At 57.1% G+C, this 21,999-nt stretch carries 24 protein-coding genes, 3 tRNA genes and 1 pseudogene; 13 read left to right on the top strand and 15 right to left on the bottom strand.

Annotated features, from left to right (window positions below):
- Positions 1 to 3: 3 nt before the first annotated feature.
- Complete coding sequence (locus FEZ62_RS01300) at positions 4 to 588, top strand: TMEM165/GDT1 family protein (protein WP_069902069.1); 585 nt, start codon at positions 4 to 6, stop codon at positions 586 to 588.
- Positions 589 to 659: 71 nt separating this feature from the next.
- Here the strand turns inward: FEZ62_RS01300 and FEZ62_RS01295 are convergent, their stop codons facing one another.
- The 5 genes from FEZ62_RS01295 to FEZ62_RS01275 form a co-directional block, all read right to left on the bottom strand.
- A complete protein-coding gene (locus FEZ62_RS01295; RefSeq protein WP_069902068.1) occupies positions 660 to 1,646 on the bottom strand; it encodes an NAD-dependent epimerase/dehydratase family protein in 987 nt (328 codons plus the stop codon).
- Between the two features lie 74 nt (positions 1,647 to 1,720).
- The gene (locus FEZ62_RS01290; protein WP_069902067.1) at positions 1,721 to 2,542 is read right to left on the bottom strand and encodes a M48 family metallopeptidase; all 822 of its coding nucleotides are present in this window, start codon (positions 2,540 to 2,542) and stop codon (positions 1,721 to 1,723) included.
- 117 nt (positions 2,543 to 2,659) lie between these two features.
- A complete protein-coding gene (locus FEZ62_RS01285) occupies positions 2,660 to 3,277 on the bottom strand; it encodes an SOS response-associated peptidase (RefSeq protein WP_172926561.1) in 618 nt (205 codons plus the stop codon).
- A gap of 137 nt (positions 3,278 to 3,414) precedes the next feature.
- Positions 3,415 to 3,675, bottom strand: a complete 261-nt coding sequence (locus FEZ62_RS01280) for a DUF2007 domain-containing protein (RefSeq protein WP_069902154.1) — start codon at positions 3,673 to 3,675, stop codon at positions 3,415 to 3,417.
- Entirely contained in the window at positions 3,675 to 3,857 is a 183-nt protein-coding gene (locus FEZ62_RS01275) for a CPXCG motif-containing cysteine-rich protein (protein WP_069902065.1), read from the bottom strand. The genes FEZ62_RS01280 and FEZ62_RS01275 overlap by 1 nt, the downstream gene beginning before the upstream one ends.
- 115 nt (positions 3,858 to 3,972) lie before the next feature.
- Between FEZ62_RS01275 and FEZ62_RS01270 the strand changes: the two genes are divergently transcribed.
- Positions 3,973 to 5,136, top strand: a complete 1,164-nt coding sequence (locus FEZ62_RS01270; protein ID WP_172926560.1) for a 1-acyl-sn-glycerol-3-phosphate acyltransferase — start codon at positions 3,973 to 3,975, stop codon at positions 5,134 to 5,136.
- Positions 5,137 to 5,262: 126 nt separating this feature from the next.
- On the opposite strand, the gene FEZ62_RS01265 is transcribed toward FEZ62_RS01270, so the two are convergent.
- On the bottom strand, positions 5,263 to 5,550 hold the full coding sequence (locus FEZ62_RS01265) for a hypothetical protein (RefSeq protein WP_172926559.1): 288 nt from the start codon (positions 5,548 to 5,550) through the stop codon (positions 5,263 to 5,265).
- A 379-nt stretch (positions 5,551 to 5,929) separates the two neighbouring features.
- Between FEZ62_RS01265 and FEZ62_RS01260 the strand changes: the two genes are divergently transcribed.
- Complete coding sequence (locus FEZ62_RS01260) at positions 5,930 to 6,136, top strand: hypothetical protein (RefSeq protein WP_069902062.1); 207 nt, start codon at positions 5,930 to 5,932, stop codon at positions 6,134 to 6,136.
- Between the two features lie 192 nt (positions 6,137 to 6,328).
- Here FEZ62_RS01260 and FEZ62_RS01255 read toward each other — a convergent pair whose 3' ends face one another.
- The 6 genes from FEZ62_RS01255 to hemA all read right to left on the bottom strand — a co-directional run bounded on the left by FEZ62_RS01255 (position 6,329) and on the right by hemA (position 11,783).
- Positions 6,329 to 6,841: an acyloxyacyl hydrolase gene (locus tag FEZ62_RS01255; protein ID WP_172926558.1), complete on the bottom strand. Its 513-nt coding sequence runs from the start codon at positions 6,839 to 6,841 to the stop codon at positions 6,329 to 6,331.
- Between the two features lie 119 nt (positions 6,842 to 6,960).
- Complete coding sequence (gene murI / locus FEZ62_RS01250) at positions 6,961 to 7,749, bottom strand: glutamate racemase (RefSeq protein ID WP_172926557.1); 789 nt, start codon at positions 7,747 to 7,749, stop codon at positions 6,961 to 6,963.
- Positions 7,742 to 8,497 (bottom strand): molybdopterin-synthase adenylyltransferase MoeB, encoded by a 756-nt coding sequence (locus tag FEZ62_RS01245; RefSeq protein WP_172926686.1) that lies wholly within the window; start codon positions 8,495 to 8,497, stop codon positions 7,742 to 7,744. The genes murI and FEZ62_RS01245 overlap by 8 nt, the downstream gene beginning before the upstream one ends.
- Before the next feature lie 7 nt (positions 8,498 to 8,504).
- Positions 8,505 to 9,338 (bottom strand): peptide chain release factor N(5)-glutamine methyltransferase, encoded by an 834-nt coding sequence (prmC, locus tag FEZ62_RS01240; protein ID WP_172926556.1) that lies wholly within the window; start codon positions 9,336 to 9,338, stop codon positions 8,505 to 8,507.
- 85 nt (positions 9,339 to 9,423) lie between these two features.
- Positions 9,424 to 10,506: a peptide chain release factor 1 gene (prfA, locus tag FEZ62_RS01235; RefSeq protein ID WP_069902058.1), complete on the bottom strand. Its 1,083-nt coding sequence runs from the start codon at positions 10,504 to 10,506 to the stop codon at positions 9,424 to 9,426.
- Positions 10,506 to 11,783, bottom strand: a complete 1,278-nt coding sequence (hemA, locus tag FEZ62_RS01230; protein WP_069902057.1) for a glutamyl-tRNA reductase — start codon at positions 11,781 to 11,783, stop codon at positions 10,506 to 10,508. The genes prfA and hemA overlap by 1 nt, the downstream gene beginning before the upstream one ends.
- A 348-nt stretch (positions 11,784 to 12,131) precedes the next feature.
- Here hemA and FEZ62_RS01225 point away from each other — a divergent pair, with 348 nt between their 5' ends.
- The 9 genes from FEZ62_RS01225 to ychF all read left to right on the top strand — a co-directional run bounded on the left by FEZ62_RS01225 (position 12,132) and on the right by ychF (position 19,288).
- On the top strand, positions 12,132 to 13,862 hold the full coding sequence (locus FEZ62_RS01225; protein WP_172926555.1) for a tetratricopeptide repeat protein: 1,731 nt from the start codon (positions 12,132 to 12,134) through the stop codon (positions 13,860 to 13,862).
- Positions 13,862 to 14,482, top strand: coding sequence for a lipoprotein insertase outer membrane protein LolB (gene lolB / locus FEZ62_RS01220; protein ID WP_172926554.1), 621 nt, complete (start codon positions 13,862 to 13,864; stop codon positions 14,480 to 14,482). The genes FEZ62_RS01225 and lolB overlap by 1 nt, the downstream gene beginning before the upstream one ends.
- Positions 14,479 to 15,336 carry a 4-(cytidine 5'-diphospho)-2-C-methyl-D-erythritol kinase gene (ispE, locus tag FEZ62_RS01215; RefSeq protein ID WP_150548367.1) on the top strand — a complete coding sequence of 286 codons (858 nt, stop codon included), beginning with the start codon at positions 14,479 to 14,481 and terminating at the stop codon, positions 15,334 to 15,336. Before lolB ends, ispE begins: the two co-directional genes overlap by 4 nt.
- Before the next feature lie 26 nt (positions 15,337 to 15,362).
- Positions 15,363 to 15,437, top strand: a tRNA-Gln gene (locus FEZ62_RS01210).
- 56 nt (positions 15,438 to 15,493) lie between these two features.
- Positions 15,494 to 15,568 (top strand) — tRNA-Gln (locus FEZ62_RS01205).
- 46 nt (positions 15,569 to 15,614) lie between these two features.
- Positions 15,615 to 16,556, top strand: a complete 942-nt coding sequence (locus tag FEZ62_RS01200) for a ribose-phosphate pyrophosphokinase (RefSeq protein ID WP_069902053.1) — start codon at positions 15,615 to 15,617, stop codon at positions 16,554 to 16,556.
- Positions 16,557 to 16,723: 167 nt separating this feature from the next.
- On the top strand, positions 16,724 to 17,350 hold the full coding sequence (locus tag FEZ62_RS01195; RefSeq protein ID WP_172926553.1) for a 50S ribosomal protein L25/general stress protein Ctc: 627 nt from the start codon (positions 16,724 to 16,726) through the stop codon (positions 17,348 to 17,350).
- Positions 17,351 to 17,560: 210 nt separating this feature from the next.
- Positions 17,561 to 18,157 (top strand): aminoacyl-tRNA hydrolase, encoded by a 597-nt coding sequence (gene pth, locus FEZ62_RS01190; protein WP_172926552.1) that lies wholly within the window; start codon positions 17,561 to 17,563, stop codon positions 18,155 to 18,157.
- Between the two features lie 30 nt (positions 18,158 to 18,187).
- Positions 18,188 to 19,288, top strand: coding sequence for a redox-regulated ATPase YchF (ychF, locus tag FEZ62_RS01185; protein WP_069902050.1), 1,101 nt, complete (start codon positions 18,188 to 18,190; stop codon positions 19,286 to 19,288).
- Positions 19,289 to 19,359: 71 nt separating this feature from the next.
- Here the strand turns inward: ychF and FEZ62_RS01180 are convergent, their stop codons facing one another.
- Complete coding sequence (locus tag FEZ62_RS01180) at positions 19,360 to 20,571, bottom strand: CynX/NimT family MFS transporter (protein ID WP_172926551.1); 1,212 nt, start codon at positions 20,569 to 20,571, stop codon at positions 19,360 to 19,362.
- A 401-nt stretch (positions 20,572 to 20,972) separates the two neighbouring features.
- Between FEZ62_RS01180 and FEZ62_RS01175 the strand changes: the two genes are divergently transcribed.
- Positions 20,973 to 21,049: transfer RNA gene (locus FEZ62_RS01175), tRNA-Met, on the top strand.
- A 480-nt stretch (positions 21,050 to 21,529) separates the two neighbouring features.
- On the opposite strand, the gene FEZ62_RS01170 is transcribed toward FEZ62_RS01175, so the two are convergent.
- Positions 21,530 to 21,817 (bottom strand): type II toxin-antitoxin system RelE/ParE family toxin, encoded by a 288-nt coding sequence (locus FEZ62_RS01170; RefSeq protein ID WP_172926550.1) that lies wholly within the window; start codon positions 21,815 to 21,817, stop codon positions 21,530 to 21,532.
- A pseudogene (locus tag FEZ62_RS01165) lies at positions 21,814 to 21,999 on the bottom strand (IS3 family transposase); the annotation flags it as partial. The gene FEZ62_RS01170 and the pseudogene FEZ62_RS01165, both read right to left, overlap by 4 nt.

Genomic DNA, 21,999 nt, shown 5'->3' with positions numbered 1-21,999 from the left:
TCAATGCTTGAATCCCTGACAGTCCCGACCCTGATCGTTGCGCTTGCAGAAATTGGCGACAAGACCCAATTGCTGGCCTTGCTCCTCGCAGCTCGCTTTCGCAAACCCTGGCCAATCATTGCAGGCATTATCGTCGCCACACTGGCCAACCACTTTGCCGCTGGCGCGGTGGGCAACTACGTCGCCGGTTTCTTCTCCCCTGCCACGCTCAGCTGGGTGCTGGCCGCCTCGTTCATGGCCGTGGCGTTGTGGACACTGGTGCCCGACAAACTCGATGACGACGAAGCCTCAAGCCTCAAGCGTTACGGGCCGTTTCTGACCACGCTCATCGCCTTCTTTCTGGCCGAGATGGGCGACAAGACACAGGTCGCCACCGTGATGCTGGCGGCGCAATACCCGAGCCTGACACTGGTGGTGATTGGCACCACATTGGGCATGCTGATCGCCAACGTGCCGGTGGTATTGGCGGGCAACTTTGCCGCCGAGCGCTTGCCGCTGGACTTGATACGCCGAATTGCCGCGGCTTCGTTCGCCGTGTTGGGCATTTATGCCGCCTACAAGGCACTGCAACTGAGCGGCTTCATTTAAGCCACAACCAGCTGAGTCAATTGGGCTTGTCAGAGTAGACCGGCGCTCAGCCGAGCGCCGGTCTATCGCGGCTACTGGATATAACCGTTGTCGCGGAACCAACTGATGGTGCGGCGCAACGTGTCATCCAGTGACTGTTCGCTGACGAAACCCAGCTCTTCGCGCGCTTTGCTGCCATCGAGAAACTGACCGCCACTCATCACCGCAATGCTGGTGTCATTCAGTAATGGTTGTTGGCCGGTCAGGCGATAACGCATGCGCCCTATTACGGCCAGCCCCTTCACGACCTTGAGCGAAACCGGCGTGGGTGCCGGTTTACCCAGCAAACTGGCGATTTGCGCCGTCAATTCAGCCAGCTGAATATTCTCGCCAGTCAGCAGATAACGCTCGCCCTGACGCCCCTTTTCCAGCACCCGCAGCAAGCCACGGCCAGCCTCGGCAGCGTCGATTACGTTACGGGCGCCAGGCACATAGCGGCTCATCTGCCCGGAAGCGATCGCGGTAATTATCCGTCCGGTGCTTGGGCCGACATCAAGCTCGCCGATCGACATCCCGGGAATACCAATCATCACCGGCAAACCGTTGCGCGCCTGTTCGCGCGCCTGTTCATCCAGCGCCCATTTGCACAACAGATACGGATTACGCCAGTTCGGCATCCCTTCGTAGAACAACCCTTCGTGGCCCAGCTTGCCTTCTGGATGCTTGGGCAGCGCGATAGCCGCCCCGACATAAACAATGCGCGCGACCTTGGCCGCAACGCACGCTGCGTAGAAGTGATTGGTCTGATTGAGGGCGTTGGAAACGTCATCCTGCCAACGCCGCGGTTTGCTTGGGTAATAACCCGCACAGAACACCACGCCATCGACATCGCGCATGGCCTTGGTCATCTGGCTGACGTCGAGTATCTCGGCGGCACGGGTTTCGGCGCCCAGATAGGCCAGCCGTTGAATCCGCGATGAAGGGCGATGAATAAGAATCAGCTCATGACCCGCCGCCTTGATGGCCCGGGCCGTGTGATGGCCAAGCAAACCAGTGGCGCCAAAAACAGCAATTTTCACAGCGTCTCCTTGCTGACAAAACAACAGGGCAACGTGCAGTTACTCAGCATGAGCAACCGCACGCTGGGGCGACATCATCGCGAAGCTTTGGCTTGCTCGTAGAGCGGCATGACTTTTGGAATAGCAGCCTGCAGAGAGGCAATCCGGCTGCTTGAGGCCGGGTGAGTGCTCATGAACTCAGGCGGTGCGCCTTCACTGGCCTTGGCCATTTTGGTCCACAGGCTGATCGCAGCATTGGGGTCGAAACCCGCACGGGCCGACAACTCCAGACCAATCAGATCGGCCTCGTTTTCGTTGCTGCGACTATTAGGCAGAGTCATACCGTACTGAACTGCATAGTCGGCCAACGCCATGGTGTCCTGGCCGACGCCAAGCAGCGCGCCCGCGCCTTGCTTGGCCAATTCGATCCCATAGGCTTTGGACATGGCTTCACGGCCGTGTTCGCGCAGGGCATGCGCGATTTCGTGCCCCATGACCGCGGCAATTTCATCGTCGGTCAGTTTCAGTTCGTCGATCAGGCCGGTATAGAAAATGATCTTGCCGCCGGGGCCGCAGTTGGCGTTCAGCTCGGGGCTGTCGATAAGGTTAACTTCCCACGCCCATTGTGCGGAGTCTGGACGGAATACCGGCGCCTGCTTGATCAGACGATCGGCAACGGCTTGCAGGCGTTTGGCTTGTGGAGTGCTTTTTTCCAGCTTGCCTTTGCTCGAGGCCGCCGAGACGGTCTCCTGATAAGACTGCGCATAGGACTGATTGACCTGATCGGTCGACAGCATGCTGAACATGTATTGCTTGCGATCAATGCCGACGGCACCGCCGCTGGTGGTGTTGACAGCCTGACATCCCGCCAGAACCAACGCTGCAGCCAACGCAGACAAAGACAACAACTTACTCATGTTCAAACTCCATATCGTTAGGCTGGCTATGCTAGGCCGACACTGCAAGTTGAGCAACTTGATTGCGTATCAATCAGCCGACGAAGTCACATTGAGCGCGGCTAATTTGCATGCGACTTACGCTGGCGTCAGGCACTCGGGGGCGTCCAGTTTGGGATCGTTGACCAGATTGGCCAGCACTCGCTCGCGCAGTTGCGGCTGCGGCGCAATCAGCAACTCGCGCAATTGTTCGACAGGGGTTTGCGGGTCCAGCCAAAGTGCCTGGCCTTGCTCATCAAGAATCAACGGCCGGCGTTGGTTGCTGGCAGCCTGGGTCACCACGGCAGCGCTCAGGTAAACATGCCCTTCAACCGGATACGCTTCCCAGATCGCGGCAAAATACAGCGGCGATGCATCTGCAGTCAGCCAGTAGGGGCGCTTGCGCGCCGAGCCTCGCCACTCGTAAAAGCCATTGGCCGGGAGCAGACCGCGACGCAGGCGAAACGCATCGCGAAACATTGGCTGATCGGCCAGCGTTTCCGCGCGCGCTTGTGCGGGGGTTTTCGATAAGTCCTTGAGCCACGGCGGAGTGAGCCCCCAACGCACTCGGCTGAGTTGGCGCTGACCTTCTATCTCGCGCAGCAGTAACACTTGCGCATGCGGCGAAATACTCCAATGCGGCTGCTGGTCATCCGGGAAACCCGGCAAGCCTGCGAATGCTGCATTCCAGCGGAAAAAGGCAAAACGTCCACACATGGGTAACTCGATAAACAGATAAATTGGCTACCAATACGTGGCAGCGCGATTCACCGCACGGCTTAAACGGCGCAATCCGCCGTCTGCCTGCACGCGGCAAAGCAGTGCTTTTTCAGCGCGGCATATTCAATACGGCGCTAGCAGAGCAACTCGCCTTGATAACTCTCAGGCTCATCGCCCGGCAGGGGTTGGGCGGCATTGTACTCGCCGATCAATTGGTGTGCCCGCGCCGCCTGTTGATTATTTACCATCAGTCCAAGCAGACCGCTGGTCGGCAATTCTCCGACGGCACCGGCCAAATGTTGCCCGGTCAGGTGCGCTTCGATGCCTTCACTATTGAGCATACTCAAGAGCAATTCGGCTTCCATCAAGTCTCGCGGCTCGTAGATCCTTTGCATCATTCATCCTCCGCTCGCACGTCAAGCGTCCACTCTTCACCGTTTGTAGCCAGATCGAAGACAATCGGCCGGCAGCAAACCTGGCAGTCTTCGATGTATTGTTGATCGCCCGCAGAGAGATCAACCAGAACCTCAATCGGTTCACCACAATAGGGGCAATGAATCATCTGGTTTTCGAGCATTTAAGACTCCGTGTGACTTACGCGTATAATCGCCGGTCTATTGCTAGCCTCTATCGGGGCTAAAACTTTTTACCCAGCCGGTTAGCTCCTTGCCGGCCAAGACCAAGAGATCATGATGGGCGAATTTGATGCCATCCGACCCTATTCCGACGCCGAAGTGCCAGCCGTGCTGTCACGCCTGCTGGCTGACGATATGTTTCTCGACGTACTTACCCAGTTTCGCTTCCCGAAATTGGCCAAAGCATTTGGCTGGTTGCTTAAACCACTTATAGCCCATCGGCTGCGTAAAGAGTTCAAAGACGTCACTTGCGTCTCGACCCTGCAAGACAAAGTCGAGCTTTATGTTGACCATAGCATTGAGCAGGCTACCGACGGTGTTACCTACACCGGTGTCGAGCATCTGAAGAACGGCAGCGCCTATTTGTTGCTGGCCAACCACCGCGACATCGTGATGGACCCGGCATTCGTCAATTACGCGGTTTACCACGCGGGCCTGCCCACACCGCGCATTGCCATTGGCGACAACCTGCTGCAGAAACCTTTTGTCAGCGATCTGATGCGCCTGAACAAAAGCTTCATCGTGCACCGCTCGCTTACCGGCCGCCGTGAACGCCTGGCGGCTTATCAGCTGCTTTCGGCGTACATCAATCACTCGATCCGCAACGATTGCCAGTCCATCTGGATCGCTCAGGCCGAAGGCCGGGCAAAAGACGGTGATGATCGTACTGACTCAGCGATCCTGAAAATGTTTCATATGAGCCGCAAGGATGAGCCGTTTGCGGACGTGATCAGCTCGCTCAATCTGACGCCGGTCTCGATCAGCTATGAATACGATCCCTGCGATCAGGCCAAGGCACGCGAGCTTTATATCCGCGCCACCACCGGCACATACGAGAAAGCCAAAGGTGAAGATGACCAGAGCATTGGCCTGGGCATTACCGGATACAAAGGTCGCGTGCATGTGCACTTCGGCACGCCGATCACTGAGAATCTGGACGACAGCAAGCAACTGGCGACCGAGGTCGACAAGCACATCCTCACGGGCTACCGCCTGTTCCCCGTGCACTATCTGGCTTACGCCATGTGGAACGAGCGCGAACCGGAACTGAATGTGCCAGAGGCTGATTTGCTGTTCACCGGCGCAGAGTTGGCCGTGGCCAAAGTCGAATGGCAGCGTCGGCTCGAGTTATGCCCGCAAGAGCAACGTCCTTACCTGATCGTGCAGTACGCCAATCCGGTACGTAACCAGTACCGGGTCAAAGCGGGCCTGCCGCTTTAATCCGGCCTACATCCGCCAGCAATTGGCTGCCCAAGCGGGCGGCCATGTCTTTGCAGCGGCGCACGCATGAGATGAATCCGCGATTAATCAGATGAGCTGTGTAGCCGCCCTGCTTCGGCTGCACGCTCAGAACTGAGTGCTGGCCCAGGAGACGGCCAACGCCAGTGCCAGACTGGCGAAGCCAAAGCAATAGAAGAAGCGATTGATCCGCTGTGTAGGTGTCTCTGCAAATCCAGCAGTCACCTTGCCCTCAACGCACTCTGACTGCACCAGCAAGCGCGCCAGCGCACGTTGCTGACGATAGCGCGTGGCAACCAACAACCAGCCTCCTGCGGCGGCAAAAAACAACGCCAGCCCGTTCAAAGACTGCGCGGGATCGCTGTATACGAGGGACCAAAACGCTTGCAGACTCATCCGCAACCTCCACTACAAGTTGGTGCATGTGCGGACGCCGTGCACCATGAAAGGGAAAAAACCGTGCATTGCCAGCGCGGAAAAGGATCGAAAAATACCGCCTGAGCGGGGTAGAAAAGCCAAGTTTTGCGGGGACAAGCAGAGAAAAAAGCCGATTCGCCAGCGCCCCAAAAGAGGCGGTGAGACCAAAACGCGCTGAATAGAGCGGTTATTTTACTGCGAGAAAAGCCATATGCGTTTCCAATCCGACGAGCGACGATTTGATCAAAAAAACTTCTTAAGATCGTCATATTGTTGGCCTAATGTTTGATACCTCTCTTATCAGGCACCCGGCAATTGTCGCCGGGAGTGCTCTATTCCATACGTAGAGGACACCATCATGCTGAACCCACAAGCTGCAGATCACGATTATCAAATCGACTCGCTGGACGAAGTGGACGCTGTGATTGACGAGCTCTCCTTCAACGTTCAGGACTATCACTGGCTGATCTATTGCACGATGGGCGGCCACGAGCATTACGACCTCCCGGACATCGACTCGACCACGGGCTTCAGCCTGCCTGAGCTCTACGCAGAAGCGGCCTGAACGGCCAGCCCCAGAAACGCAAAACCGGCGCTGTTTGCACAGACGCCGGTTTTTTTATGCGCGTTAAATAAGAGAAGCCGCGGCTCTGGCCTCACCCGCTCCCGGCTTGCCCTGCTGTAAGCGCAGCAAGCGACAAGCGTGCGAGTGACCGCGACCGAGAAAGCCGCAAGCGCTATAGCAGCGCCAGAACCATCAGAAGCTCAAGCGATAATGCAGCGCGTAGTTCTCAACGCCATCGTTTGGCTGTTTGATGCTGGCGTTGGAATAGTGGTACGCCCGCACGCCAATCTCCTGCCCGCTGAAACGAATGCCGGCGCCGATGTGGCTCTCGAACTGAAAAGAGGTCGACATTGCACTGTCGTCAATTTCAGTCTGCGAGAAGAACGCCCCGCCGATACCGGCTTCAGCGTAAGGGCGGATCGTGTCGCCATTGAACTCATAGACCAGCACAGGCGCCAGCGAGATGCTGTTATTGCCACTGGTGTCATCCGCGTCCCAATAGGTGTAAGCCGCATCCCAGTATCCGCCGAGATGGCCCACCTCACTTTCCAGCCAGCGTTTGTTGAAATCGAATTGCATACCTAGTCGGTAGGTCTGCGCGGAATCTCCGGTCTGTCCGACCGAAAGGCTTATATTCGCGGCCTGAGTCGTGCTCGCTGCCCCCAGTGCAGCCACACTCAAAACTGCCGCAACCAACTTGTGCATACCACTTCCTTATTTTTAATATACAGCCGTGCATTCCCACAAATGCACCTGAGGCTTGATTATATTTTCTAGCGGCAAAACGCCATCCAACCAAAGCAGGGGGCCAATCATCCGCCTTGTCAGAACTGCAAGACTTCCTGGCTTTCACCCCATAAGGTTGGCAATACCGCCAGCAATTTCTGCGCCTCGCCGCTGCTCCAGAACTGCGCAGCTCGCGCAGGCCCAGACGCCAACAGATCGCGCTCACGCAGCAAGCGCTGCAGTTGTCTGGCAACTGCAGCGCCGGTGTCGATTAAACTGACATTGGCCGGGACCAAGTCGTTCAATAACGGCTTAATGAACGGGTAATGGGTGCAGCCCAGAATCAGCGTATCGCAACCCTGCGCCAGCAATGGCTGCACGAAACCGTCGAGCAATTCGCGGGTGCGTGACGACTGCAATTCACCGGCTTCGATCTGCTCGACCAAACCGGGACACGGCTGGGTAATTACTTTTACGTCGCTGGCGACACGATCCAGCAGGGCGGCGAACTTGGCACTTTTCAGGGTGCCGGTAGTCGCCAGCACACCGACCACACCACTGCGCGTTGCGGCAACCGCAGGCTTTACCGCAGGCTCCATGCCCACAATCGGCAATTGCGGGTACAACTCGCGCAGTTCGGCAACCGCCGCCACGGTTGCGGTATTGCAGGCCAGCACCAGCGCCTTGGCGCCCTGCTCCAGCAAAAACGCGGCAATCAGCCGGCAGCGCTCGCGAATGTATTCGGGAGATTTCTCGCCATACGGCACATGGGCGCTGTCGGCTATGTACAGCAGAGACTCTTGCGGCAACAGCGTGCGAATCTCGCGCAATACCGAGACGCCGCCCACACCGGAGTCGAATACACCGATGGCCTGGCTGTTAGTCATGTGCGGTTCCGCACACACTGCACGCCGGATCGCGCTTTACTCGCAGCTCGCGAAACTTGCTGCTTAACGCGTCGATCAACAGCAACCGGCCTACCAGCGGCTCACCGAACTCGGCCAGCAGTTTAAGCGCCTCGAGTGCTTGCATGCTGCCGACCATACCGACTAACGGCCCGACGACACCGGCCTCACTGCAGGTCAGTTCAGCTTCACTGCCGTGCCCGTAAAGGCAGTGGTAGCAAGGGCTGCTTGGCATGCGCGGATCGAACACTGAGAGCTGGCCTTCCAGGCGAATTGCCGCGCCACTCACCAACGGTTTTACTGCTGCGACGCAGGCAGCGTTAACCGACTCACGGGTCGAGAAGTTGTCTGAGCAATCCAGCACCACATCAACCGCTGCCACCGCAGCGGCCAACGAGTCAGCATCCAGCCCTTGCGGATAAGTGCGGATGTTCAAATGCGGATTGATCGCCTTGAGCCGGGCCGCCGCCGAATCGACCTTGGCCACGCCGATGCTGGTGGTGTCGTGGGCAATCTGGCGTTGCAAGTTGGTCAGATCGACCGTATCAAAATCGGCCAGATGCAGAGTGCCGACTCCGGCTGCAGCCAGATACAGCGCCACCGGCGAGCCCAAGCCGCCGAGCCCGATTATCAGCGCGCTGCGCTGCTTGAGCCGGAGCTGGCCGTCGACATCAATTTGTTGCAACAGGATCTGCCGGCTATAGCGCAGCAGCTCTTCATCACTGAGCATGTTTGCGTCACTCATGCGTGCATTGTCCAAAACTGATGCGCTCATGACCGCCAAGGTCACGGCGACTTTCTACTGCGCTAAACCCGTTTGCCGTCAAGAGATCACGCACGGCGTGCGCCTGATCATAGCCGTGCTCAAGCAATAACCAGCCGCCCGCCTGCAAATAGTCCCCGGCATTGGCGATGATCAGACGGATATCATCCAGCCCGTCGGCACCCGCGACCAGCGCACTGCTGGGTTCGAAACGTACATCGCCCTCGCCCAGATGGCGGTCATCGCTGGCGATATACGGCGGGTTACTGACAATCAGCTGAAAGCGCTGCCCGGCCAACTGGCTGAACCAGTGGCTTGCATGAAAACGCACATTGGCAAGTTTCAGGCGCTGCTGATTACGCGTAGCCAGCGCCACAGCCTCATCAACCCGGTCAACGCCAACAACCTGCCAGGCGGGACGCTCTGAGGCCAACGCCAACGCAATCGCACCGGTGCCCGTACCAAGATCAAGCACAGCAGCAGAGGTTGCAGGGATTGTCGTCAGCGCGGTTTCGACCAGCAATTCGGTGTCTGGCCGGGGAATCAGGGTGTGCGGCGCCACTTCGAGGTCGAGGCTCCAGAAGCCCTGATGCCCCAGAATGTAGGCAACCGGCTCGCCCTGCTGACGCCGCGCCAGATTAGCGAGAAAGCGCTCGGCCATCGGCGCCTCGACTTCTCGCTCGGGCCAGGTCCGCAGATAACTGCGCGACTTGCCAAGCACCGCCGCAAGGAGCAGTTCGGCGTCGAGTTGCGGGCTGGGCGAGTCGGCCAGAACAGCGCCATTGAGCAGCGATTCGATGGTTGCCATTGGGGCACACTACCTATTCAGAGGTTCCTCAGCATCAATCCACATCACATCAGCAACTGTCGCCCGCAGCTAGCCACGCTGCGTATCAGTCGCCCAGCGATGCCAACTGGTCAGCTTGATACTCGGCCAACAATGGCTCGATAACCGCCTCAACACCGCCTGCCATCACCTCGTTAAGTGAATACAGGGTCAGGTTGATACGGTGATCGGTGACCCGGCCTTGCGGGAAGTTGTAGGTGCGGATGCGCTCGGAGCGATCGCCAGAGCCTACCAGCAAGCGGCGGGTATCGGAGATTTCCTTGTGCGCCGCGGCTTCCTGTTGGTCTTTCAGTTTGGCGCCGAGCCAGGCCATCGCCTTGGCGCGGTTCTTGTGCTGCGAACGCTCTTCCTGACACTCAACCACAGTGCCCGTCGGGATGTGGGTAATGCGGATGGCGGAATCGGTGGTGTTTACGTGCTGACCACCCGCGCCGGATGAGCGATAGGTATCAACCCGCAGATCAGCAGGATTGATCTCGATAGCCGCTTGCTCGTCAGGCTCCGGCAACACTGCAACCGTGCAGGCCGAGGTGTGAATGCGGCCTTGCGACTCGGTCTCTGGCACGCGCTGAACGCGGTGCGCGCCGGACTCGAACTTGAGCTTGCCGAATACGTTATCGCCTTCGATGCGTGCGATGACTTCCTTGAAGCCACCATGCTCGCCTTCGTTGGCCGACAATACTTCGACCCGCCAGCCACGACGCTCGGCGTAGCGCGAATACATACGGAACAGATCACCGGAGAAAATGGCCGCCTCGTCACCGCCGGTGCCAGCACGCACTTCCAGAAACACGCTGCGACCGTCGTTCGGGTCTTTTGGCAGGAGCATGCGCTGCAGATTGTCTTCGAGTTCGATCAGGCGAGTTTTCGCCTCGTCGACTTCCTCTTCAGCCATCTCACGCATCTCGGGGTCGCTGTCTTTAAGCAACGCCTGAGCGCCTTCGAGGTCGCCCTGCACTTTTTGCAGTTCGGTAAAGGCCTGATACACCGGCTCTATTTCGGCATATTCCTTTGAAAGAGCGCGGAACTGGGTCTGATCGCTGATCACCTCAGCATCACCCAGCATGGCAGTCAGCTCTTCAAAGCGATCCTGTAGCAACTCAAGTTTTTTCGTAAGCGAAGCTTTCATTACAGGCCTTTGTTGGACGACGCACCCTCATTGAGGGCAAAGAGTTCCTGAGCAACTGTCAGCGCATCGATGCGCCCGTCCGCGGATAGTTTTTTCATTTGCACACTGGGTGCATGCAGCAATTTGTTGGTCAGGCCGCGCGCCAGTTGCGCCATAACGTCTTCAGCGGCAACGCCATTGTTAAGTGCGCGCAATGCCTTGCCAAGCTCCTCGTCACGCAGCCGTTCAGCCTGTTGACGATAAGCCTTGAGCACATCCACCGCGGCCAGCTCACGCAGCCGCGCCATAAAGTCATCGGCGCCATTCGACACCAAGTCTTCGGCGGCCTGCGCAGCGCCTTGGCGGCTCTTGAGATTCTCGGCGATGACTTCATGCAAATCATCGACGGTGTACAGGTAAACGTCGTCGAGTTCGCCGACCTCGGGCTCAATATCACGCGGAACGGCGATATCGACCATGAAAATCGGTTTGTGCTTGCGCTGCTTGAGAGCGCTTTCGACCGCACCCTTGCCCAGAATCGGCAACTGGCTGGCAGTCGAACTGATCACGATGTCGCTCTTGGCCAACTCCGCCGGAATATCCGACAGCAGCACCGCATGCGCGCCAAACTGTTCGGCCAGCGTGCTCGCCCGCTCCAGTGTACGGTTGGCGACCACAATGCGCTTAATGCCCTGATCGTGAAGATGACGCGCAACCAGACCGATGGTCTCACCGGCGCCGATCAACAACGCCTGACTGCGGTGCAAGTCACTGAAAATTTGTTTCGCCAGGCTGACGGCGGCAAAGGCGACCGACACCGGGTTCTCGCCAATCGCGGTATCCGTGCGCACCTGTTTGGCGGTATTGAAGGTGGCCTGGAACAGGCGGCCGAGCAATGGCCCCATCGTGCCGGCTTCACGCGCCACGGCAAACGCCGACTTCATCTGGCCGAGAATTTGCGGCTCGCCCAACACCATCGAGTCGAGCCCGCAGGCGACTCGCATCATGTGGCGCACCGCATCGGCTTCCTGATAAACGTAAGCGCAAGCCCGCAGGTCTTCGATATTCAGCTGGTGATAACCGGCAAGCCAGGCGAGCACTTCATCGACACTCAAGGCGTCCTGTTCGAGATACAGTTCGCTGCGATTGCAGGTCGAAAGAATCGCCGCCTCACGGCTCACCGTGGTCTGGCAGAGCAATTGCAGCGCCTCAACCAAACGCTCAGGAGTAAACGCCACGCGCTCGCGTACATCCACCGAAGCAGTTTTATGGTTGATACCGAGGGCAATAAAGGCCATGCAACGTCGCTGACAAGAAAAGGAGCCGGCAATTGTCCTACTTCAACCGACTGAGAACAACCTCCCCTTTATATTGTCGACAACTGACCGGTCAGAATCGGCACCGAAACCAGCGCCAACCTTGCTCAAAGCTGCCGATGGAACCTTGCAGAAGCGGCCCTGACTAACCCAGTATGGCTCGCGTGACGGGCTAAGACATTTTGTCGCACAATTGAATCCATTATGCTGCGAGGCATCAGCCCATTTTAATCTCCCACGCCACACGCCTGCGATTAAGCCAAGCCCCATGGGCTTGCTCTGCGGCTTGTGTCATGATGATCAGACCGCAGGTTAGTCGTCTTTTCCCCTATGAATAGAACTTATATCGCATTGGCAGCCGTGGCATTTCTGAGTGGCTGCCAAGCACTCTCCAGCACGTCGACTGACGGCACGCCGCCAGTCGAGGATGTCTCTGTCATCGCGAAAAAGACTGAGCCTGAGCAATATGCATCGTTCAGCCGGGAAACCCTGCTGGCCCTGCTTACGGCTGAACTGGCCGGGCAACGCGACCGCTTCGACATCGCGCTGGGCAATTACGTGCAGCAAGCCAATGCGACCCAGGACGCTGGCGTCGCCGAGCGCGGCTTTCGCATTGCCGAATACCTGGGCGCTGATCAGGCGGCGCTCGACACCGCACTGATCTGGGCCAAAAACGCCCCGGATGACCTCGACGCGCAGCGCTCTGCAGCCATCCAGCTGGCCCGCGCCGGTCGCCATGACGAAGCCATGACGTACATGGAGAAAGTCCTGCAGGGGCACGGCAACACCCACTTCGACTTCCTCGCGCTGTCAGCCGCCGAAACTGACGAGCAAACCCGCGCCGGGCTGCTGCAAAGTTTTGACCGCCTGCTGGCAAAGTACCCCGACAACACTCAGCTGGCCTTCGGTAAAGCCCTGCTGTTACAGGAAGACGGCCAGTCGGAAGAAGCCCTGCAGCTGCTCGAAGATTCTCCCAATATCGACAGCGAAGTCATTCCACTGCTGTTGCACGTGCGCCTGCTGCAAAGCCTCAAGCGCGGCGATGAAGCCATGCCCCTGCTCAAACAGGGCATCAAGCTGTACCCGGAAGACAAGCGTCTACGCCTAACCTATGCGCGGATGCTGGTTGAGCAAGGCAGAATCGAAGATGCGCAGAGCGAGTTCTCGGCGCTGGTCCAACAATATCCGGAAGACGACGACCTGCGTTTCTCGCTGGCACTGGTGTATCTGGAAGGCGAGGCCTGGAAAGAGGCCATCGTCTACCTTGAAGAGCTGGTCGAGCGCGGCAGCCATGTCGACGCAGCGCACTACAATCTGGCGCGTGCCTATGAGCACCTCGACGAGCCGGAAAGCGCACTGACCGAGTACGCGCAAGTCGGCCCCGGCAATGAATACCTGCCGGCACAGGCAGCGCAAACCGAACTGTTGTTCGCCGAGAAGCGCGGCACCGAAGCAACCCAGTTACTGGCCAAGGCCCGCGACGAACAGCCGGATTACGCGACCCAGCTCTATCTGATCGAGTCCGAAGCGCTGAGCAGCAACCAGCAGCCTGAACGCGCCTGGCAAGTTATTCAGCAGGCGGTCAAGGATAATCCCGACGACCTTAACCTGCTCTACGCCCGCGCCATGATGGCCGAGTCACGCGATGACCTGGGCCAGCTCGAAAGCGATTTACGCCAGATCCTTGAGCGCGATCCTGAAAATTCGATGGCGCTGAATGCCCTGGGCTACACATTGGCCGATCGCACCACGCGCTACAGCGAGGCGCGCAAACTGATCGAGCAGGCCTACCGGCTCAACCCCGAAGACCCGGCGATTCTCGACAGCATGGGCTGGATCAACTATCGCCAGAACCGTCTCGATGAAGCCGAGAAGTACCTGCGCAAAGCCTTGCAGAACTTTCCTGACCACGAAGTCGCCGCTCACCTTGGCGAAGTATTGTGGGCACAAGGCAAGCAGCGCGACGCCCGCAAAGTGTGGGCAGAGGCGCTGGAAAACCATCCTGATAGCGAACCCCTGCGCAGCACGATATTGCGCCTGACCGGAGCCGAGAACCTGTAATGCTGTGGCGAAACCTAGTTGTCATCAGCCTGATCACCCTGCTTGCAGGTTGTGCCGGGCTGACCTCACGCGAATCGATCGAGGGCGGCGGCGACCCCGCCCTCTGGAAAGCTCACAAGCAACAGCTCACCGAGCTTGATGGCTGGGAAATCAACGGCAAAGTCGGCATTCGCGCGCCTAAAGACTCAGGCAGCGCCACGCTGTACTGGCTGCAACGTCAGGATTATTTCGACATTCGCCTGTCGGGCCCACTGGGCCGCGGCGCCGCCCGCCTGACCGGGCGACCGGGTGAAGTTAAACTCGAAGCCGCCAGCCGTGGCACCTATACCGCCAGCTCGGCAGAAGAACTGTTGCAGGACCAACTACACCTCAACCTTCCGGTTTCGCACCTGCTGTGGTGGATTCGCGGCCTGCCAGCGCCAGACAGCAAAAGCCGGATCAAACTCGATACCGACAGCTACCTTGCCCAACTGGAGCAGGATGGCTGGCAGGTCGACTACTTGCGCTACGTTGATCAGGCCGGCTTCACCCTGCCCGAGCGCCTGAAAATCACCGGTTACGATCTCCAGGTCACAGTGGTGATCAAGGACTGGCAACCGCGCCAGCTTGGCCAGCAATGAACGGCGCTACATTAACCCTGCCGGCGCCGGCCAAACTCAACCTGATGCTGCACATCCTTAATCGTCGCCCCGACGGGTATCACGAACTGCAGACGCTTTTTCAATTTCTCGATTATGCCGACGAGCTGGGTTTTGCCCTGCGTGAAGATGGCGAAATTCGTTTGCACACAGAAATTGCTGGTGTGCCCCACGATAGCAACCTGATCGTGCGCGCTGCCAAACAGTTGCAGCAATTAACCGGCTGCACACTGGGTGCCGATCTCTGGATCGATAAAAAATTACCGATGGGCGGCGGTATTGGCGGCGGCAGCTCCGATGCGGCTACCACCCTGCTTGGCCTCAATCACTTGTGGCAACTGGGCTTGAGCGCAGATCAGCTCGCCGAACTGGGCCTGAAGCTCGGCGCAGACGTGCCGGTATTCGTGCGCGGCCATGCTGCTTTTGCAGAAGGTGTGGGTGAAAAACTCACCCCAATTGAGCTTGAGGAACCCTGGTTTCTCGTCGTAATTCCGCAAGTACTTGTGTCAACTGCAGAAATTTTCTCTGACCCTGAGTTGACACGCGATTCTCCGCCCATTAAAGTTCGCAGCCTTCTTGAGGGGGGTGGTCGTAATGACTGCCAGCCAGTGGTTCAAAAACGTTATCCAGAAGTACATAACGCTTTGATCTTGCTGAACAAATTTGTTCAAGCAAAACTAACTGGCACTGGAGCTTGTGTATTTGGGAGCTTCCCAAATCGGGCAGATGCTGATAAAGTCGCCCGCCAACTTCCAGTCACTTTGCCAAGCTTTGTGGCTCAAGGTCGTAACATCTCGATGTTGCACCGAAAGCTGGAAACATTGGCCGGGAAGTGAATGCGTAACACTAGTTTGTAATATTTAGGGGCGTCGCCAAGCGGTAAGGCAGCAGGTTTTGATCCTGCCATGCGTTGGTTCGAATCCAGCCGCCCCTGCCATTACACCTATAGGTAGGTGTATTACAAACCGAAGCATTCAGTACAAAACACGATACAGGGGCGTCGCCAAGCGGTAAGGCAGCAGGTTTTGATCCTGCCATGCGTTGGTTCGAATCCAGCCGCCCCTGCCATTTTCTATACTCATCCAGGTATACCCTCAGCCGGCAGGTACTGCGCGTGTCCAAGATGATGGTCTTTACGGGGAATGCAAACCCCGACCTGGCGCGACGTATTGTACGTCAGCTGCACATCCCCCTCGGCGATGCTTCAGTCGGAAAATTTTCCGACGGCGAAATTAGCATCGAGATCAATGAAAACGTTCGTGGTAAAGACGTATTCCTGATCCAACCGACGTGCGCGCCAACAAACGATAATCTGATGGAACTGGTCGTGATGGCAGATGCCTTCCGTCGTTCGTCAGCAACCCGAATCACAGCTGTTATCCCCTACTTTGGCTATGCACGCCAGGATCGCCGTCCGCGTTCCGCTCGCGTTGCAATCAGCGCCAAGGTCGTGGCTGACATGCTAACTGTCGTCGGCATTGACCGTGTTCTCACGGTTGATCTGCACGCGGATCAGATCCAGGGCTTCTTCGATATTCCGGTAGATAACATCTACGGCTCCCCAGTTTTGGTGGATGACATTGAAGATCAGCGCTTCGAAAACCTGATGATTGTCTCCCCGGATATCGGTGGTGTAGTGCGTGCGCGTGCTGTCGCCAAATCCCTCGGGGTTGATCTGGCAATCATTGATAAGCGTCGCGAAAAAGCCAACCACTCAGAGGTGATGCATATCATCGGTGATGTGGAAGGTCGCACGTGCATCCTGGTTGACGATATGGTCGATACCGCTGGCACACTCTGCCACGGCGCCAAAGCTTTGAAAGAACACGGTGCCGCCAAGGTTTACGCCTACGCGACTCACGCTGTTCTGTCGGGCCGAGCAATCGAGAACATCGAAAACTCGGTACTGGATGAGCTGGTGGTGACTAACACCATCCCGCTTTCTGCCAGCGCCCAATCCTGCCCGCGTATTCGCCAGCTGGATATTGGCCCGATTGTCGCTGAAGCGGTTCGCCGCATCAGCAATGAAGAATCGATCAGCGCGATGTTCCGTTAATTCGGAACACTGCCTGACGAAATACGCCCCGCCAAACAGGCGTGATGAAACCCGGTAGCTTCGGCCACTCGGGTTTCATGCTTTCTGTGCTGCGGGGCTTTTTTGCCTAACCGTAGGATCGCTGGTCGCAAGCGTTGATCACGGCATGGCTATCTTGGAGAAATGAAATGACTGAATTTGCCCTGAATGCTGAAGTGCGTTCTGACCTGGGGAAAGGTGCGAGCCGCCGCCTGCGTCGTAACGCCAACCTGGTTCCAGCTGTAATTTACGGTGGCGAAGCTGCCCCGCAATCGATCAGCCTGCTGGCCAACGAACTGGCTAAGCTGCTGAACAACGAAGCTGCTTTCAGCCACGTGCTGACGCTCGACGTTGCCGGCAAGAAAGAATCTGTACTGATCAAGGCTCTGCAGCGCCACCCAGCCAAGGGTTTCGTTCTGCACGCAGACTTCATCCGCGTTGTTGCTGGCCAGAAGCTGGTTGCACACGTACCGCTGCACTTCGTTAACCAGGAAACTTCGGTTGGCGTTAAGCAGCAAGGTGGCGAAGTTTCGCACACCCTGGTTGAAGTAGAAGTTAGCTGCTTGCCGAAAGACCTGCCTGAGTTCATCGAAGTCGACATGGCTAAAGTTGAACTGGGTACTACCCTGCACCTGTCCGACCTGACTCTGCCAAAAGGCATTGAACTGGTTGCACTGTCTCACGGTAACGACCTGGCTGTGGCTAACATCCACGCTTCGCGCGTTGCTAAAGAAGACACCAGCGAAGGCGAGAGCGAAGCTCCTGCTGCCGAGTAATTACTCGACTCGCTTGATAACAGCCTAGCCGCATTCGCGTCTGGGCTGTTTCTACGAAAGGGCCTCCGATAAAGAGGCTTTTAAAACGTAGCAAGCGCTGGGCGTGCAAGACAAAAAGCGATGAAAGCGCCGTTTACATGAGTAAGCCGCACCTTGAGACGCTTTTTAACCAAGCAATATCCAGCACTGTAGTTTTAGAGGGCCCCTGATATGACCGCCGTACAACTGATCGTTGGCCTGGGTAATCCCGGCCCTGAATACGACCAGACCCGGCATAATGCAGGGGCTCTTTTCGTTGAAAGACTGGCAGACAGCCAGCGCGTCAGCCTGAGTGCTGATCGCAAGTATTTTGGCTTGGTGGGCAAATTCAACCATCAAGGCCGCGATGTTCGCCTGCTAATACCCACCACGTTTATGAACCGCAGCGGCCAGTCCGTCGCCGCGCTGGCGAATTTTTTCCGAATTCCGCCAGAAGCCATACTCGTGGCCCACGACGAACTCGATATGCCGCCAGGCGTCGCCAAACTCAAAAAGGGTGGCGGGCACGGCGGGCATAATGGGCTGCGCGACATCATCGCCCAGCTTGGCAATAACAATGAGTTTTACCGCTTGCGCCTGGGTATCGGCCATCCGGGACACAGCAGCATGGTTTCCAATTTTGTACTGGGCCGCGCACCGCGCAGCGAACAGGAGTTACTCGATAGCAGCATCGATTATGCGCTCGAATCGCTTCCCGACATGCTCGCCGGTAACTGGTCGAAAGCCATGCACGCGCTGCACAGCAAAAAAGCTCAACTCCCCACTTAATTTCTGATTCATCTCCGCGAGGGACACACCATGGGATTTAACTGCGGCATCGTCGGCCTGCCAAACGTCGGCAAGTCCACCTTGTTCAACGCCCTGACCAAATCGGGTATCGCTGCGGAGAACTTCCCTTTCTGCACAATCGAGCCGAACACCGGTATCGTGCCGATGCCCGATCCACGCCTTGAAGCCTTGGCCGAAATCGTCAAGCCCGAGCGCGTGATTCCCACCACCATGGAATTCGTCGACATCGCAGGCCTGGTGGCCGGCGCCTCGAAAGGTGAAGGTCTGGGCAACAAGTTCCTCGCCAACATCCGCGAAACCCACGCGATTGCTCACGTTGTGCGCTGCTTTGAAGATGATAACGTCATCCACGTATCGAACAGCGTCGACCCCAAGCGCGACATCGAGATTATCGACCTTGAGTTGATCTTCGCCGACCTCGACAGCTGCGAGAAGCAACTGCAAAAGACCTCGCGTAACGCCAAAGGCGGTGACAAAGACGCGGTCGCGCAGAAAGCCCTGCTGGAAAAACTGATCCCGCACTTCACCGAAGGCAAACCAGCCCGCACGCTGATGAAAGACCTTGGCGACGACGAGAAGCAGCTGATTCGCGGCTTCCACCTGCTGACCAGCAAGCCGGTCATGTACATCGCCAACGTCTCTGAAGACGGCTTCGAGAACAACCCGCTGCTCGACATCGTGCAAGGCATTGCTGATGCCGAAGGCGCGATCGTTGTGCCGGTTTGCAACAAGATCGAAGCTGAAATCGCCGAACTGGAAGACGGCGAAGAAAAGGACATGTTCCTCGAAGCACTGGGCCTTGAAGAGCCGGGCCTGAACCGCGTAATTCGCGCAGGCTACCAGCTGCTGAACTTGCAGACCTACTTCACAGCCGGCGTTAAAGAAGTGCGCGCATGGACCGTGCGGGTCGGCGCAACTGCACCGCAGTCGGCTGCCGCCATCCATACCGACTTCGAAAAAGGCTTCATCCGCGCCGAAGTTATCGCCTATGACGACTTCATCCAATACAAGGGTGAAGCTGGCGCTAAAGAAGCCGGCAAGTGGCGCCTTGAAGGCAAGGAATACATCGTTAAAGACGGCGACGTCATGCACTTCCGCTTTAATGTGTAAGCATCACTGCCTGACCAAAAGCCCCGCACTCAGCCACTGATGCGGGGCTTTTTATTGCCCGAAAACAAAGCTCAGCGCTGGCCGCCGAGCGCGGTCGAAAGCGCAGTGAACGAGCCGATACGCGCATAACTTGCCGGGCTGAAACGCAGAGTCATCAGCAGCATCGCCAGCAAACTCAACACGGTAAATTGCCAGGTACTTTGAAAGCTGCCCGTGACCTCACGCAACAAGCCGCCAAGCGATGGCGCCAGCGCATTGATCAGAAAACCAAAGCCCTGCACGAAGGCCGCCAACTGCCCAGCCAATCGCGGTTCATGCAAGTGATCCATGCTCAGCAGCAGGCACAGCACAAAACAGGCGCCCAACCCAAAGCCGATCAAACCGACCCACACCGCAGGCGCCAGCAGCGGCACAAACAGCAACCCCGAGAAACCCATCAGCTGCGCAAGCAGACTTACGCCCAACAGCGGCCGGCGATCTTGTATGCGATGCGCCAACACCGGCATCGACAGCGCTGCCGTCACCTGAAAAATAGTCATCCAGGCCAACAACGCCCCGCTTGCCTGCTGCGTCCAACCAAGCTGTTGATAATAAGCTGGCAGCCACGCCACGACCGTCATGAAGCCCCAATTGCAAAAACCAAAATAAACCGCCAGCGCCCATGCCCGACGATTTCCGATAAAGGTTTTCCACGAGAGCTTTTGCGCCAACGAATGCGGTGTATGCCAAGGCATCTTGAGCCACAGCACAAACGCCAGCAGCGCCGGAATCAGCCAAACCCACAGCCCGACCTGCCAATGGCCAAAAGAATGCGCCAGACGCGGGCTGATCAACGCAGCAAGGCCTCCGCCACCCATCAACGAAGCCGAGTACACGCCCATCGCCAACGCAACGCCACCCACAAACTGGCGCTTGATCATCCCGGGCACCAAAACCTGAATCAGCGCGATGCCCAACCCACCCAGCAGCGCCGACATCAGCAACAAGTTGCCATCCGCGATCAGCCCTCGCGACAGGCAGGCAAACAGAATACACAGCAAGCCAAGCGCAATGCCTCTGCCCTCACCCAACCGCGCCTCCACCCACGCGCCACACAAAGCCACCAGCCCGATGCAAATCACCGGCAAGGTGGTCAGCAGCGCAGCAACCTGAAAGCTCATGGCCGTGTCCACGCGAATGAAGTCAAGCAATGGACTGATCGAAGTCAGAATCGGCCGCAGGTTAAGGCCCAGCGCAACCAGCAACAGCCAACCCACAACGCCAACGCGCTCAACCTTATGCATGACCAACGCCCCTTATGCGCGCAGCAGTCATGCACCCACAACTGCCCAAGCAAGCAACACACACTTGCCTAAGTGCACTCAATGATCGCCAATCAAGCATTAGAACCCCCATAGATACACACCCAGCCAAACTGCGGACGAACAAACACATCGCCCATGGCCAGAACCGGATAGAGAAAGTCATAAGGAATAAGCATCCCGCCGGTCATTGTGCCATGCCAGCGCAAAAAACCTGATCATTCAATCAGGTACACCCCCAAAGCCCCCTTGCCTAAGGCAAAGAAACCCGCACCAACCCGCCGTCGCACCACGCCTTGCGCGTAAGCACTTGATCATGCGCAATAATTTTATAAAAACATGCTTGACACAGAAGCCCGAGACTAGAATAATGCGCGCCACTCGGCTACGTAGCTCAGCTGGTTAGAGCATAGCATTCATAATGCTGGGGTCCGGGGTTCAAGTCCCTGCGTAGCCACCAAACAAAACAAGGGTTTACCGAAAGGTAAGCCCTTTTTTGTGTGCGCTCGATAATTAATCCAGTGACTACAGCGCGCCTACCAACGGTGAGCATCGCTGTACTACAAAAGATATTTCATCCCCTTCCTTGCTTCCGACAAGAACCTGCCCACCGCCAAGGGATGCAACCTTCTGCCCCTCCTCTATCTGGCACTGCGTCTTCTCGAACATTTCGAAGTTGTATAAGAACCACTTGGTTTTGCTCTCGACGAAATCTTCATAAGCCGTGTTTTTGCCTAGAGACCAGTCGTAGGCAAAGCTCAAGCACGTAATCAGATTCACCACCTGAACGAAAGCAGTGCCCCCCTTGAAACGAACGCCCTGGTCGCCGCCTTAGACTGATAGGAGTGACAGCGAACAACTAGCCCCTCAATATCTGAAAGAGCCTCAATCACCAAACCTTCAGATTTATAAAGTTTACTAAACAATCTAGTTCTATGACTTAGCTACGCCGATCCGAGGCACTCCCATACACTTTACTTCGCTCCCGCTTACCTACGGCGATCACGCTAACAATCAGACGACTATCTATCACCTCATATACCAATCGGTAACCGATTGAACGCAACTTGATCTTGTAGCAATTGGGCATATCCCGAAGCTTGTCAGCCTCGACACGGGGGTTTTGAAGACGCTCTTTTAGCTTTTTAGCAAACTGTAGTTGGATTGTTTTACCTAGTTTGCTCCACTCTTTCTTTGCCTGCGTGTTGAATTCCAGTGTAGTGGTCAACTAATCCCGGACACGGTTTTAAGTTTTTCTTCAGCAACAGCGGGCGCCAGCCCGCTGTTGAATTGATGCGGCCTTTGCCAGTTATAGCGCTGCATCAAAAAGCGTCCTATATCTTGCTGTGCCAGCGAAGCGCTCATGTAGCCAACGGTCGGTATCCATTCAGTTTTCAGGCTACGAAATAA

It is taken from the genome of Pseudomonas sp. MS19 (assembly GCF_013277615.1).
Classification (GTDB): domain Bacteria; phylum Pseudomonadota; class Gammaproteobacteria; order Pseudomonadales; family Pseudomonadaceae; genus Aquipseudomonas; species Aquipseudomonas marincola.
The sequence above is the reverse complement of the archived record's forward strand: the minus strand, read 5'-3'. Positions and strand labels throughout refer to the sequence as shown.